Raw genomic sequence first — 15,285 nt, 5'->3', positions numbered from 1 at the left:
TCACTGCCGCTGGGGACGACGTGCCGGGATGCAACAGTTCGGGCGGCACGTCGCGCCGTTGTCGGCGCAACCGAGTGCGCGGAGGTCGCCCCCGCCGTCGGCGTAGCGGTCGATGAGATCGGCGATCATGCTGATGAAACGCGGATCGGTGCCGACGGTGCCGGCGCGCTCGTAGTCCATTCCGAGTTCGCCGGCCTGTTCAGCGGCTTCGTTGTCGAGGTCCCACACCACTTCGAGGTGATCGGAGATGAATCCGATGGGACTCACCACGACCCGACGCACGCCCTCGGCCGACAGCGATTGCAGGTGATCGCAGATGTCGGGTTCGAGCCACGGGATCTGCGGCGGACCCGATCTCGACTGCCAGACCTGATCGACCACCGTAGCGCTGCCCTTGTGGTCGAGATCGTCGTCGAGTCCGCCGTCGCTGAGCGCCTCGACGACCGCGTCCGACGCGGCACGGACCTGACGCGAGTAGAGATGCCCTCCGCCGGCGGCGATTCCGTTGCCCGTGTAGTCGTCTGTCGCGTCAACAGGACCCGACGCCGCGTCGGCCGACATCGGCACCGAGTGCGCGGTGAAGACGAGGTGCGCGGGCACCTCCGATGGTGGCAGCGCCGCCACAGCACGCCTGACGGCATCCCTGCCTGCCTCGACGAACGCAGGCTCGGCCCAGTACTGCGGGAGTTTGCGTAGCAGCAGCGGATCGTCGGCGACGCCGGGTATTTGCTCGTGTAGTGCAGCGAGGGCGCGGCCGATGTCCTCGTGATACTGGCGGCACCCGGAGTAACCGCCCCACGCCGACGTCGGGAACACGAGGACGCGCCGGTGGCCGTCGGCGTACATCTGCTCGACGGTGTCTTCGACCATCGGCTCCCAGTTGCGGTTGCCGAAGTAGACCGGCAGGTCGCGACCCCGCCGTGCGAGCTCGGCGCGTAACGAGTCGATCATGTCCAGGTTGAGCCGGTTGATCGGCGACACCCCACCGAAGTGGTGGTAGTGCTCGGCAACCGCCTCGAGGCGTTCGCGCGGTATGCCGCGACCGCGGGTCACATTCTCGAGAAACGGCATCACCTCGTCGGGCCCGTTGGGTCCGCCGAACGAGAGGAACAGCACGGCGTCGAACGCCGCGCTGTTACGCGTGGTCGATTCCTGGGAGGTCACTCGCTGAGGAAATTCTCCGGGAACCAGGTGTTGTGGCTCGCCCCACCGTCGACGTAGACGATCGAGCCGGTCGTGCCCGGCAGCCAATCGCTCAGCAGAGTGCACACGCTCTTGCCCACTACCGTCGGATCGTTGACGTCCCATCCGATGGGCGACGCACCGTCCCAGTAGGTGTTGAGCATGTTGAGTTTCTTGGCGTCGTCGGTTGCAGTCCCCGAGATCGCCTTCGCTGCAAGGGTTTTGATCGGGCCAGCAGCAACCAGATTGGATCGGATCTTCTTCGCGTAGCCGACCTCGCGGGCGACATAGCGGTTCACCGACTCCAGTGCGGCCTTCGACACGCCCATCCAGTTGTAGTCCGGCAGCGCGGTACGGGGATCGAAGTCCATGCCGACGATCGAGCCGCCCTCGTTCATCACGGGCAGCGCGGCGCGGGCCAGCGAGGCATAGCTCCACGCGGAGATCTCGAATGACTTCGCGACGTCAGGACCTGGACCGTCGAGGAAGGGCACGGCGTCGGGCCCCATCAGGGTCTTCGGGGCGAATGCGATCGAATGCACCACGCCGTCGACGCCCTCGGGAGCGAGTTCGCGGACCTTGTCGGCGAGTGTACCGAGGCTCTCCTCATCGGTGACGTCGAGCGGAATCGCAGGAGGCACTTCCTTCGGAAGGCGCTTGGCGATGCGGTCGATCAGCCGAAGGCGCTCGGGGATACCGGTGATGATCACCTTGGCACCCTGCTCCTGTGCAACGCTGGCCGTGCTGAAAGCGATGGACGCGTCGGTGATGATGCCGGTGATGAGGACGGTCTTTCCGTCCAGGATTCCGCTCACTGTGCTGGGGCTCCTCTGCGGGTATGCGTGGTTTCTGGTCGGCTGACGGGTGATGGGAACGTCGGGGCCCGACGTCGGGATCAGGGACCAAGCGGGCCTAGTGGCCCATCCCGAGACCACCGTCGACGTTGATCACGTTGCCGGTGACGTAGGCCGAGTCGTCGGAGGCGAGGAAGCTGACCACGGCGGCCACCTCTTCTGGCTGTCCCATGCGCTTGGCGGGAATCGCCTGGTCGACGGCCGTCTTGGTGTACTCCTCGGGCAGCGACCGCGTCATGTCGGTGTCGATGAGGCCGGGAGCGACGACGTTGGCCGTGATGTTGCGGCCGCCGAGTTCACGGGTCACCGAGCGTGCGAGGCCCACGAGACCCGCCTTCGACGCCGCGTAGTTCGCCTGTCCGGGAGTGCCCATGAGTGCCACGACCGATCCGAGGTAGATGAACCGCCCCCACCGCTTGCGCAGCATGTCGCGGGTCGCCGCCTTGGTCACGCGGAACGCGCCCGTCAGGTTGGCGTCGACGACGTCCTCGAAGCTGTCGACGCTCATGCGCATTAGCAGGGTGTCTGCGGTGATGCCGGCGTTGGAGACCACGACCTCGACCGGCCCCTGGTGCTCGGCGACCTCCTTGAACGCGGCATCGACGGATGCGGTGTCGGTGACGTCGCACGTGACACCGAACAGGCCCTCCGGGGCGCCGGAGCCGCGGTGGGTGACGGCAACGTTGTGGCCATCGGCGGCGAGTCGACGGGCCACGGCGAGTCCGATGCCGCGATTGCCTCCGGTCACGAGAACCGAACGCGAGACACGACTGGGAGATTCATTGCTCTGCGACATGGGTTACAAACCTATCCGTTGCGAATGCGTGTGAGGTCGGCAGGGTCGATGAGGTGATGCTCCGGACGATCAGGGTAATCGCTGGTTGATGAGCATGGCACCGCCCGCGGCGAGGATGACGAAGATCGTGCCCGCGAGCAGCCAGGGCCACGAGTCGTCGCCCTTGCGATACTCGTAACCGATCTCCTCCTGCAGGGTGCTGTAGACCTTGTTCAGCTCGTCGAGGCTCGACGCCGTGAAGAATCTGCCACCGCTGAGATTGGCGATCTTCCGCAGCGAGTCGTCGTCGACCGGTACCGGGACCTGGTCGCCCTCGAGATCAACGGTGCCGGTCGCGGTTCCGAACGAGATCGTGGAGACGGGCACCTTCTCCTCTTTCGCCTTACGCGCTGCGGTGAAAGCGCCGCGGGGGTCGTCCGGGTCGTCGGGCACCGTCTCCTTGCCGTCGGAGAGCAGCACGATGCGCGCGGGTGGGGCTCCCTCGTCCCCGCCGAGCACGGCATTGAGCGTCTGGATCTGCTGCAGCGCGGCGAAGATGCCCTCGCCGGTCGCGGTTTTGTCGGCAAGCTGCAGCTTGTCGACCGCCTGCTTGGTGGCGTCGTGATTCGGGGTGGGCGTGACGAGGGTCGACGCCGTGCCCGCGAAGGAGATCAGACCGAGGTTGATGCCATCGGTGAGGTCGTCTGCGAACTTCTTCGCCGCTGATTGCGCCGCCTTGATGCGCGACGGGGCGACGTCGGTCGCGTTCATCGACCGCGACACGTCCATCACCAGGATCACCGTCGCCTTGTTCCGCGGGATCTTCCGGTTGGCCTGCGGCCCGGCGACCGCGACCACGAGGAGCACCAGCGCCAGCAGGAGAGCAACCATCGGCGCGTGCCGTAGCCAGCGCTTCCACCGAGGCTCGGCCGGCACGATCCGGTCCAACATCTCCGTGTTGGCGAATTGCAGGGCACGTTGGCGCCGCATGCGCAGCATGTACCAATAGCCTGCGCCGAGGGCGACCACGAGAACGAGCGCGAGCAGCCACCAGGGATGCGAGAACACTGCCGTCCTCACCCCACCCCGGCGGCGAGTCCGCGGCGACGACGCCCCACGAACTTGACCATGTCGTTGATCCAGTCGCGATCGGTACGCAGCGACAACACCGGTCCTCCACAGCTACGGATGGTGCGGTGGACCTTCTGCTGGTGGGCGCGTGCCGCGTCGGCGAAATCGCGACGCAACGTGTCGGTGATCGTCACCTGACGGATCTCGCCCGACTCGGCGTCGGCAAGAGTGACATCGCCAATGGGCGGCAGCTCCAGATCCCGCGGGTCGAGGACCTCGATGGCCAGCAGCTCGTGATGAGCTCCGATCGCGCGCAACGACCGCTCCCAGTCGATCGGTCCGAGAAAGTCGCTGATCACGACGGCCATGCCGCGTCGCCGCTGTGGTCGGCGCAACGCTTCGAGTCCCGCCTTGAGGTCGCCTCGCACGCCAGGTTCGCTGCGTCGGGTGGTGGCGATCGTCTTCAGCAGACTCAGGTCGTGGGCGCGGCCGGCATGAGCGGGCACCCTCACGATCGTGTCGCCGGTACACACCACAGCCCCGTGCCTGTTGCCCCCACCCGAGGTCAGATGAACGATGGCCGACGATGCAGCCACGGCCAGTTCACGTTTCGTGTGCTCTACCGTCCCGAAGTCGAGGCTCGCGGACGCGTCGACGACGAGCCATGTCTCGAGTTCGCGATCGGCGATCATCTGACGCACATGGGGCTCGGTGGTGCGCGCCGTTACCGACCATTCCATGCGGCGGATGTCATCGCCGGGCTGGTACGGTCGTGCCTCTCCCGGTTCGGAACCCGGCCCGGGGATCAGGCCCTGATGTTCGCCCTGCAGCACGCCGTCGAGCTTGCGACGCACCGTCAGCTCGAGCGACTTCAGCGCTGCGGAGAGCTGCGGTTCGTCGAGGAGCCCCGAGTCGAGCGATGGCAGTGTGTTGTTAGCCGCCATACCGCGCTGACGTCTGGTTGGCCGGACCCGCCGGATACTGACCCTGCACGCCGTTCACCGGCTGTGCCTGCGCCGGGTGGTGACCGGGGGCGCCGCCACCGCCCGACGCCTGGGCCTGAGTTCCAGGAGTCTGGGGCCCCGGGGTTTGGGCGACAGCCCCGGGCTGGCCAGCCATCGGCTGAACAGGCGGCCCCTGCGGTGCGGGCTGTGTTCCGACCTGCGGCAAGCCGATCGTCTGCAGAATGCGAGTGATGATCTGGTCGGCAGTGACCTCGTCGGCCAGCGCGTCGTAGCTGAGCACGAGGCGATGGCGTAGCACGTCGGGGATGAGTTCGACGATGTCGGCCGGGATCACGTAGTCGCGGCCACGGACGAGTGCGAGCGCGCGGGCCGCGGCGACGATGCCGAGCGTTGCGCGCGGTGATGCACCGTACGACAGCCAGGAGTCGACGTCGTGCAAGCCGAGTTCCGCCGGGCGTCGCGTCGCGTTGATGACACGTACCACGTAGTCGACCAGAGCGTGGTGTACGAACACGTTGGCAGCGGTTTTCTGGAGCCGGATCGTCGTCTCCGGATCGAGGATCTGTGCCGCGCTGGGCGGAACGTTACCCATCCGGTAGACGATCTCGCGCTCCTCCTCGACCGACGGATAGTCGACGAGGATCTTGAACAGGAAGCGGTCTCGCTGTGCTTCCGGGAGCGGGTAGACGCCCTCGTTCTCGATGGGGTTCTGTGTCGCCATCACCAGAAACGGATCGGGCATCGGGTAGGTGGTGCCACCGATCGACACGTGCCGTTCGGCCATCACTTCCAGAAGGGCCGACTGGACTTTCGCCGGAGCGCGGTTGATCTCATCGGCGAGCAGGAAGTTGGCGACGACGGGGCCGAGTTCGGTGTCGAACTCTTCGCGACCCTGACGGTAGATCCGCGTTCCCAACAGGTCGGTGGGCACGAGGTCGGGAGTGAACTGGACGCGGGAGAAGGTACCCCCGATGACCTTGGCGAAGGTCTCGACCGCCAGGGTCTTGGCAACGCCTGGAACACCCTCGAGGAGAATGTGACCGCGGGCGAGAAGTCCGACGAGAATGCGTTCGACGAGCTGATCCTGGCCGACGATGACACGCTTGACCTCATAGATCGCGCGTTCCACGAGCTTCACGTCGTCGTCGCTGAGCGTCACCGCTCCCCCGCCTGAGTTCGACGCCTCCTGCGTCTTCTCAGCATTCGGATGCGAAGAGGTCAACCCGTACTCCTAAAGTTCGTCCGGTTTCCGGCACTCGGCCGGACTTACGCAGTCCAGTCACACCGGCAGCGGCTTGCCTACGAGAAAACGTATGCCGACATGATTGGGTGCCAGCCTAGCCGTGCGGCCTGAAAACGTGCCAAGAAGGTCGTTCGGATGGCGTGGCACGATTCCGGCGGACCATCGTTCGGTGCCGGGCGCGCCGGCCACAGAGCCTCTACAGAAGCCGCACCACGTTGGGCATCGCACCGGCCGTCCGCAGGGGCGACACCTTCACCACATCGCCCGACTGCGGGGCCTCGACCATCTTGTTGTCACCGAGATAGAGCGCCACGTGTTCGCTCGCGTTCGGCCCGTAGAAGATCATGTCGCCGCGCTGCATCTGCGCCAGCGGCACCTGCGGACCCGAGGTGTACTGATAACCCGTGTAGTGCGGCAGCTGTATGCCCACGCCCGCGAATGCGTACATCATCAGGCCGGAACAGTCGTAGCCGATCTTGTTGTAGTCGCCGTAGCGGTCGGCAACACCGCCGTCACGGATTCCCTGCGTGGGGCCGTTGGCATCGCCACCGCCCCACGCATAGGGGACATTGAGCTGTGAGAGCGCGCGGTTGACCACGATCTCGACTGCCTGCGGACCGCGCAGACCGGGTCGGACCGGGCCGCCACCGCCGCCCCCCGACGAGCTACCGAAGAGCGTCCCAAGGCTGCCCGAACCGAGCCGGCCCGCGATGCTGTCCGCACCGGACGAACCGAGCGACGCACCTCCGAGTCCGAGTTCGTCCAGGAGTTCCGAATGCGGGATCTGCGCCTGGCCGACCAGTGCTGCGAGCGCCTTCTGGCCGAGGTCTCCTGCGAGGCGCGCAGCAGCCTCCGCGGCAACCTGCAATGCCTGGTTGTCGCTCGTCGCGTCCACCTGTGTCGCGCCGGGAGCGCTCGGCCGCGGGCCGGGGATGCCGGGCAGACCGGGGAAGAGTCCCGACAACAGGTCGGCCGGCGCCGGGGCGTCGACCTTCTTGGGAGTGGTGACCGTACCGCGCAACCGATCGAGTTTCTGCTGGATCGAGTCACGCTGCGCCACAAGCGAGTTGCGACGCTGCCGCTCCTGGGTGATCGCCGATTGCGCTTCGCGTACCGCGGCCAGTGCATCGTTCTTGCGCTGTTCTGCGCCAGACGTGGCCAGTGCCGCCTGACGTTTGAGTGCCTGGAGCGCCGAGACCCGGTTGGCCTGCTGGTTGCGCGCCACCTGGAGGCGACGGATCGTGTCCTGCTGGCTGCGAGCGAGGCGGTCGAGCGCCGACATCCGGTCGAGCACTCGGTCGGGATTGTCCGAGGACACGTACTTGGTCATCGAACTCGTCGTACTGCCGTTCCGGTAGACGTCGCGAATCAAAGCGTCAAAGGACTTCTGTGCATCTTTGGCGGCACGGGTGGCCTTACTGAGTGAATTCTCGGCTCCGGCGGCGGCTTGCGTGGCCAGTTGTTGTGCCGCGACCGAATTCTGGTAGTCGGCAAGCGAGCGGTTGGCGTTCTCCTGGCGGACGGCCACCGCACCGTCGAGATCCTTGATGTTCTGATTCGTGGACGCGATCTGATTGATCAGCGTCGACACCGCACTCGTCGGCTTCTTCGGCGCGGCACCCGGCGCAGCCATCGCCTGCCCCGTGCCCAGTCCGCTGAGCATCGCGACCGCAAGCACGGCCCCTAGACGCGCGGTCCGCGGCGTACCCCTCCTCGGGGCACCACGGGCCACACCGGTGGTCACTCGCCTCACGTGAAACTCCTCGCCCTCGCCGGCGATGCCGTGCCTCGAGTCGCAGCACCTCGAGTCGCACGCATCTCCATCTCCGAACAGGGTGCACGTCTTCCCCGACCAACCAACGTGCACCAACTACCACATGTGGTGCATTCGATACCAATAGCAACACAAGTGACATGAGAACCGTACGTCACATCGGACACACGAGAAAACCGCTGCAACGAATTACATACAGGTGATTACCTGCGAAAATGCCGTGAACAGCCCAAAGGGTGGCCTGACTCGCCAGGTATCGAATTGGCAACAGAGCGCCGAGCGCCGGTGAGATCTCACCCACCTGGCGCGATGACGGTCAACAGCGCGCAGAACTGCCGGTGATCATGGGCTGATCGGTTGGTGAGCCGCCGTCTCAGCGAGCGGACGAACCGGCCGACGACGAGTCGGCGGACAAGCCCGGCGTACTGCTCGACTCTGTGCCCGGATCCGACGCCTCGACGACCGACCGCGCGGCGTCGTCGGAGCGCCGACGCGCCCGGACGGTGCGCACCCGCGCGAGTACCGCGCCGATGATCGTGACAACGATGAGCAGCACGGTCACGAGCGTCCAGTCGATCTGGGGTGAGGTCATCTCGTCGTACATCTGCGTGGCCGCAACGGACGGGTTCTGCAGCGTGAGGTCGTCCATCGCCTGCTCCTGCACGACGCGGCTGAAGTCGGTCGACGAACTGCCGACGGAGTTCGGTCCGATCACGAGCACGGTCCCGCCCACCTCGGAGTGGAGTTGCGTGGCGATGTCGCGGTAGTAGGTGAAGTTCGGCTGCGCCTCGGTCAGCACGACCACGTTGAGGTCGTGGCCGTCGGACTTGGCACGGGCCACCAACGCGCGTAGCGCCGGTTCCTGGTCAGCGGGTGCGGCGACGTGGTCGGCAAGGAGTTCTTGACGCAACGCCGTCATGTCGACGTTCGTGGGAATGATCGCGGGGTAGCCCTGTGGACCTGGACTCATCGGCTGTACCCATCTTTCTCACTGTGCGTTCTGTCTCACACGGTGCGTTCTTTCTCACTGTGCATTCCGGCCGTACGCGCTGCCCCGCCAATCCTGCCCAATGGCCTGTCATCGACGGGGACCCACCCCCGTGTGTCGCCGGAGAAGGTTTCGCTGCCGTGAAATGTCGCCGACGCCCGCACGACCGGGTGAACCCCATCTCGTGTCATGCGACAGAATGGAGGATGCTGGAGGCAGGCGGTATCGGGGCGCGTCGCGTGTTGTTAACAGTACAGCCGTACTGTTAATATGAGGTGGTGACCACGGCGGCCCCGTGGCCGCCCGCGAGGCCAGGGAGGCATCGGTACCACCCACCGGCGCCACCGACAGCACTCGAACACCCGACGCAGCCCGTCGGGAAACGGTCGGAGTCGACGAGCGGCGTTCGTCGACGAGCCAGCCAAGCAGTCTCACGTGCGCACACGCGAGACGTCGAACGACGCCGACGCAGCCCGTCGGCACGAGGAGAGTGGAACAAGTCGTGAGTATCAATTCCTTTGGCGCCCAAGGCACCCTCGAGGTGGGCGACAAGTCGTATGAGATCTACCGGCTGAGTGCTGTTGAGGGAACCGAGAAGCTCCCCTACGCACTCAAGGTCCTCGCCGAGAACCTGCTTCGCACCGAGGACGGCGCGAACGTCACGAAGGACCACATCACCGCGATCGCCAACTGGGATCCCTCGGCCGAACCGAGCATCGAGATCCAGTTCACCCCCGCACGCGTCATCATGCAGGACTTCACCGGCGTGCCCTGCGTGGTCGACCTGACCACCATGCGCGACGCCGTCAAGGAACTCGGCGGCGATCCCGACAAGGTCAACCCGCTTGCGCCCGCAGAGATGGTCATCGACCACTCCGTCATCATCGAGGCGTTCGGCAACGCGCAGGCCTTCGAGCGCAACGTCGAGATCGAGTATCAGCGCAACGAAGAGCGTTACAAGTTCCTTCGCTGGGGCCAGGGTGCATTCGACGACTTCCGCGTCGTGCCGCCGGGCACCGGAATCGTCCACCAGGTCAACATCGAGCACCTCGCACGCTCGGTCATGGTCCGACCGAACGCCGAGGGCACCGACGTCGCCTACCCCGACACCTGCATCGGCACCGACTCGCATACAACAATGCAGAACGGTCTCGGCGTGCTCGGCTGGGGCGTCGGCGGTATCGAGGCCGAGGCCGCGATGCTCGGACAGCCTGTGTCGATGCTCATCCCCCGCGTCGTCGGCTTCAAGCTGACAGGTGCGACCAAGCCCGGTGTCACCGCAACCGACGTCGTGCTGACCATCACCGACATGCTGCGCAAGCACGGCGTCGTCGGCAAGTTCGTCGAGTTCTACGGCAACGGTGTCGCCGAGGTTCCGCTGGCCAACCGCGCCACCATCGGCAACATGAGTCCGGAGTTCGGCTCGACCTGTGCGATCTTCCCGATCGACAGTGAGACCATCAGCTATCTCAAGCTCACGGGCCGCCCCCAGGAGACCCTCGACCTCGTCGAGGCGTACGCCAAGGAACAGGGCATGTGGCTGGAGAAGGACGCCGAGGAGCCCGCGTACTCCGAGTACATGGAACTCGATCTGTCGACGGTCGTTCCCTCGATCGCAGGCCCGAAGCGTCCGCAGGACCGCATCGAGCTGTGGGACGCCAAGAACGCGTTCCGCAAGGACATCCACAACTACGTCGAAGAGGGCAACACCCCGAGCTACAACGGCGTCGACGAGTCGAACGCCGAGAGCTTCCCGGCGTCGGACGCGCCAGCACTCGACCCGAACGGTGCGAAGCTGTCCTTCGCCGACGACGATTACGAGCCCGCCCACAATGCCAGCAAGGGCGCAGAGGGACGACCGTCGAAGCCTGTCAAGATCACCTCGCCCGAGCGCGGCGACATGATCCTCGATCACGGCATCGTCACCATCGCATCGATCACGAGCTGCACCAACACCTCGAACCCGTCGGTCATGCTCGGCGCGGGCCTGCTCGCGAAGAAGGCGGTGGAGAAGGGTCTGACCTCCAAGCCGTGGGTCAAGACGTCAATGGCTCCGGGTTCGCAGGTCGTCACCGGATATTACGACAAGGCGGGCCTGTGGCCGTACCTGGAGAAGCTGGGCTTCTTCCTTGTCGGCTACGGCTGCACCACCTGCATCGGTAACTCGGGGCCGCTGCCCGAGGAGATCTCGAAGGCGATCAACGACAACGACCTGACGGCCACCGCGGTGCTCTCCGGTAACCGCAACTTCGAGGGTCGTATCAACCCGGACGTGAAGATGAACTACCTCGCGTCGCCGCCGCTGGTCATCGCCTACGCACTCGCGGGCACGATGGACTTCGACTTCGAGAACGACCCGCTCGGCCAGGACCAGGACGGTAACGATGTCTTCCTGAAGGACATCTGGCCGTCGAACGAGGAGATCGCGCAGACCATCGCCAGCTCGATCAGCCCCGAGCAGTACGCGGCGGACTACGCCGACGTGTTCAAGGGTGACGAACGGTGGCGGAGCCTGCCCACTCCCGAGGGCAAGACCTTCGACTGGGACGACGAGTCGACCTACGTGCGCAAGCCTCCGTACTTCGAGGGTATGAAGCTCGAGGCGGACCCGGTTTCCGACATCAAGGGTGCTCGTGTACTCGCGAAGCTCGGCGACTCGGTCACGACCGACCACATCTCCCCCGCGTCGACGATCAAGCCCGGCACCCCTGCCGCGCAGTATCTCGACGCACATGGTGTGGCCCGCAAGGACTACAACTCGCTGGGTGCACGTCGCGGCAACCACGAGGTGATGATCCGGTCGACCTTCGGCAACATCCGTCTCGCCAACCAGCTCGTGGATGTGACGGGTGGTTACACCCGCGACTTCACGCAGGACGGTGCTCCGCAGTCGTTCATCTACGACGCCGCGCAGAACTACGCGAAGCAGGGCACCCCGCTGGTCGTGCTCGGCGGCAAGGAGTACGGCACCGGTAGCTCGCGTGACTGGGCCGCCAAGGGCACCAGCCTGCTGGGCGTCAAGGCCGTCATCACCGAGAGCTTCGAGCGTATCCACCGCTCGAACCTCATCGGTATGGGTGTGATCCCGCTGCAGTTCCCTGACGGCGAGTCGCACAAGTCGCTGGGCCTCGACGGAACCGAGACATTCGACATCACCGGCGTCGAAGAACTGAACAACGGCACCACGCCGAAGACGGTTCACGTCACCGCCACCAAGGAGGACGGCTCGAAGATCGAGTTCGACGCCAAGGTGCGCATCGACACACCCGGTGAGGCCGACTACTACCGCAACGGCGGCATCCTGCAGTACGTGCTCCGCAACATGATCAAGAGCTGACAGGGCGAGTTCAGTGCCCAAGGTCAGTGATGACCGCCTTGCCGCGCGTCGTCGGGAGATTCTCGACGGCGCGCGGCATTGCTTCGCCGAGTACGGCTACGACGGAGCGACGGTCAAACGCATCGAGGAGTCCACAGGACTGTCTCGTGGCGCCATCTTTCACCATTTCCGCGACAAGGAAGCCCTCTTTCTCGCGCTCGCACGCGAAGACGCCGAGCGCATGGCCGACGTCGCCGCGGAACAGGGTCTCGTCCAGGTCATGCGCGACATGCTGGCCCGCCCACAGGATTTCGACTGGCTGGGTACGCGGCTGGAGATCGCGCGCAAGCTGCGAACGGACCCTACGTTCCGGTCGGCGTGGTTGGAACGGTCGGCAGAGTTGGAGAAGGCCACCCTCGATCGCCTCGAACGCGGCCGCGAGACCGGCCGCCTGCGCGACGACGTTCCCACCGATGTCCTTCTCGCCTATCTTGACCTGGTACTCGACGGCCTGATTACCAGACTGGCCTCGGGCCGCCCGACGGACGATCTGCACGCCGTCCTGGACCTCGTCGAGGCATCCGTGCGGGCACCGAGCAGCGTGGAGACCTAGACCGGTCCTCGTCGACGATCTACCCAATGTGATTCCGCACACTCCGAGCGATCGCTCGGTATAGGATTCTGTTCGAGCCGTACATGCTGTTCGATCAGAGGAGTTCCCGTGTTCCCAGGTGTCATCGCCGCCACCACCCCCGACAAGCCTGCGATCATCGATGCGGCTCGCGGACTGAGCCTCACCTACCGGGAACTCGACGACAATTCCGCGCGTCTCGCCAACCACCTCGAGGCACTGGGTTTGCGTCCCGGTGACACGATCGCCATGGTGTCCCGCAACGACCTGCACATGTTCGAGGTCTACTGGGCCGCGCTACGCAGCGGACTCTACGTCACGGCGGTCAATCATCATCTGACCGCTGACGAGACCGACTACATCCTCACCGACAGCGCGGCACAGGTCGTGTTCGCCGACGCTACGGTGTCCGATGCGGTGTCGCAGACCGGGCAGATCCCAGCTCTCGCCGTACCGGGACACCGGATCGCCTGGGGCGGTTCGATCGACGGTTTCGACGACTACGACGCCATCCTCGCCGCTGCGCCGGATACGCCCCGCACGGACGAGCCCCGTGGCACCGACATGTTGTATTCGTCGGGAACCACGGGACGCCCCAAGGGAATTCGCACACCACCCCCGGTGGGGAACGTCGCAGAGGTTCCCGACGCCTACACCGCGATCTTCGGTCCGATGTACGGATTCGACTCCGACAGCGTCTACCTCTCCCCTGCTCCGCTGTATCACGCTGCGCCACTACGCTTTTGCGGCGTAACGAATTCGACGGGCGGCACCGTCGTCTTCATGGACCACTTCGACCCGATCGACGCGTTGCAGCTGATCGAGGAGTACCGCGTCACACACAGCCAGTGGGTGCCGACGATGTTCATCCGCATGCTGAAGTTGCCCGAGGATGTCCGCACCGGCTACGACGTCTCGAGCCTGAAGGTGGCCATCCACGCTGCCGCGCCGTGCCCCGCCGAGGTGAAGCGCGCGATGATCGAGTGGTGGGGTCCGGTGATCTACGAGTACTACGCGTCGACCGAGGCCGCAGGCGCCACGTTCATCGGTTCCGAGGACGCGCTGACACATCCGGGCTCCGTCGGACGAGCCGGTATGGGAGTCATCAGGATCTGCGACGAGGCGGGCGCCGAGGTACCAACCGGCGACGTCGGGTTGGTCTACTTCGAACGCGACACCCCTGCGTTCGAATACCACAACGATCCCGAGAAGACCGCATCCGCGTATCACCCTGATCACCCCACCTGGGCCACCACCGGCGACATGGGCTACGTCGACGACGAGGGTTTTCTCTACCTCACCGATCGCAAGGCGTTCATGATCATCTCCGGGGGCGTGAACATCTACCCGCAAGAAGCGGAGAACGTCATGATCAACCATCCGGCCGTCTACGACGTCGCGGTGATAGGCGTCCCCGACGACGATCTCGGCGAGGTGGCGAAGGCGTGCGTACAACTCGCCCCCGACTACACGCCGTCCGACGAACTCGCCGCCGAGTTGCTCGACTTCGTGCACGAGTCCCTTGCCGCGTACAAATCGCCCCGCACCGTCGACTTCGTCGACGAACTACCGCGTACGCCAACGGGAAAGCTGGTGAAAGGCCAACTGCGCAAGGCGTACTGGCCGTCGACCGTCTGAATGACCGTCGATAACGCGCTGATAACGGTTCTTCGCTCCTGTTAACGATCTTCTCCCCGAATCGGACAGAGACAGTATCGGGGGTCACACAGTGATCCGAATCGGGTCGGGGAGATCGAGAGCGCGCCATGCGCACCACCGAGTCACGTCGTCACGGACGGCACCACACCTCACGTCTCGTCTGCTCGCGAGTTCGCCTGCACCGCGGCATATTACGCGCAGCGGTCCTGCTGGGAGCCTTCGTTCTCACCATGGCTGCGGCGGTAGTCGGCACCGTACCCGCACATGCAGACGACCCTTCCGTCCCCGCAGGTTCCCCTCCCGCCTCGACAACGCCGGCGACGACTCCCCCGGCAACAACCACACCTCCGGGCACCACAACACCGCCGACCACGACACCACCGACGACCACGCCTCCGGCCACCACAACACCACCCACCACGACACCACCAACGTCCACGACACCACCAACGTCGACGACAACACCACCTGAGGGCTCGCTCCCGGCCAGCACGGTGCACCTGAACGCGGTTCTCGAAGGCGCGCACGACACCGTGAACGGGGTCACGGTGCGGGTCACCTGGCCTGGCTCCTACACGGTCACTACACCGGCGACTCTGCAGACCTCTCACGGCGGGCTGAGTTTCACGGTCGTCAGCGTGCCGAAGGGATTGCGACTGGTCAGTCCCGCGAAGGACAGCGTGACGGTGCGGCGAGGACAGAGCGCCACCTATCTCATCCGTCTCGCAGTCGACGAGGGGTCAACCGGAGTGGTCCCCGGTCGCGATCCCGGCGCCCGCACTCCACTGGATTCGATCCCGTCGGGACCCGTCGACCGGCCGTGACCG

12 protein-coding genes are annotated in these 15,285 nt (G+C 65.4%); 4 read left to right on the top strand and 8 right to left on the bottom strand.

The window, feature by feature from the left end; all coding sequences use genetic code 11:
• The 8 genes from GOACH_RS08540 to GOACH_RS08505 form a co-directional block, all read right to left on the bottom strand.
• On the bottom strand, positions 1-1,164 hold the full coding sequence (locus GOACH_RS08540; protein ID WP_005173452.1) for a ferrochelatase: 1,164 nt from the start codon (positions 1,162-1,164) through the stop codon (positions 1-3).
• A complete protein-coding gene (gene inhA, locus GOACH_RS08535; RefSeq protein WP_005173450.1) occupies positions 1,161-1,997 on the bottom strand; it encodes an NADH-dependent enoyl-ACP reductase InhA in 837 nt (278 codons plus the stop codon). The genes GOACH_RS08540 and inhA overlap by 4 nt, the downstream gene beginning before the upstream one ends.
• A gap of 97 nt (positions 1,998-2,094) precedes the next feature.
• Complete coding sequence (gene fabG1, locus GOACH_RS08530; RefSeq protein ID WP_005173448.1) at positions 2,095-2,832, bottom strand: 3-oxoacyl-ACP reductase FabG1; 738 nt, start codon at positions 2,830-2,832, stop codon at positions 2,095-2,097.
• 69 nt (positions 2,833-2,901) lie between these two features.
• Complete coding sequence (locus tag GOACH_RS08525; RefSeq protein WP_005173441.1) at positions 2,902-3,879, bottom strand: VWA domain-containing protein; 978 nt, start codon at positions 3,877-3,879, stop codon at positions 2,902-2,904.
• An 8-nt stretch (positions 3,880-3,887) separates the two neighbouring features.
• Positions 3,888-4,826 (bottom strand): DUF58 domain-containing protein, encoded by a 939-nt coding sequence (locus tag GOACH_RS08520; RefSeq protein ID WP_005173438.1) that lies wholly within the window; start codon positions 4,824-4,826, stop codon positions 3,888-3,890.
• On the bottom strand, positions 4,816-6,069 hold the full coding sequence (locus GOACH_RS08515; RefSeq protein ID WP_005173435.1) for an AAA family ATPase: 1,254 nt from the start codon (positions 6,067-6,069) through the stop codon (positions 4,816-4,818). The genes GOACH_RS08520 and GOACH_RS08515 overlap by 11 nt, the downstream gene beginning before the upstream one ends.
• Positions 6,070-6,286: 217 nt before the next feature.
• Positions 6,287-7,843 (bottom strand): NlpC/P60 family protein, encoded by a 1,557-nt coding sequence (locus tag GOACH_RS08510; protein WP_040518135.1) that lies wholly within the window; start codon positions 7,841-7,843, stop codon positions 6,287-6,289.
• Positions 7,844-8,237: 394 nt separating this feature from the next.
• Complete coding sequence (locus tag GOACH_RS08505; protein ID WP_005173428.1) at positions 8,238-8,834, bottom strand: Rv1476 family membrane protein; 597 nt, start codon at positions 8,832-8,834, stop codon at positions 8,238-8,240.
• A gap of 520 nt (positions 8,835-9,354) precedes the next feature.
• Here GOACH_RS08505 and acnA point away from each other — a divergent pair.
• The 4 genes from acnA to GOACH_RS24240 all read left to right on the top strand — a co-directional run bounded on the left by acnA (position 9,355) and on the right by GOACH_RS24240 (position 15,282).
• Positions 9,355-12,189, top strand: coding sequence for an aconitate hydratase AcnA (gene acnA / locus GOACH_RS08500; protein WP_005173426.1), 2,835 nt, complete (start codon positions 9,355-9,357; stop codon positions 12,187-12,189).
• Positions 12,190-12,202: 13 nt separating this feature from the next.
• Positions 12,203-12,781: a TetR/AcrR family transcriptional regulator gene (locus GOACH_RS08495; protein WP_005173424.1), complete on the top strand. Its 579-nt coding sequence runs from the start codon at positions 12,203-12,205 to the stop codon at positions 12,779-12,781.
• 108 nt (positions 12,782-12,889) lie between these two features.
• Positions 12,890-14,437: an acyl-CoA synthetase gene (locus GOACH_RS08490; protein ID WP_005173416.1), complete on the top strand. Its 1,548-nt coding sequence runs from the start codon at positions 12,890-12,892 to the stop codon at positions 14,435-14,437.
• Positions 14,438-15,096: 659 nt separating this feature from the next.
• A complete protein-coding gene (locus GOACH_RS24240) occupies positions 15,097-15,282 on the top strand; it encodes a hypothetical protein (RefSeq protein WP_245551849.1) in 186 nt (61 codons plus the stop codon).
• Positions 15,283-15,285: the final 3 nt, after the last annotated feature.

This window comes from Gordonia aichiensis NBRC 108223 (genome assembly GCF_000332975.1).
Lineage (GTDB): Bacteria > Actinomycetota > Actinomycetes > Mycobacteriales > Mycobacteriaceae > Gordonia > Gordonia aichiensis.
Note: the sequence above shows the minus strand (reverse complement) of the source record. Positions and strands in the feature narration are given on the sequence as shown.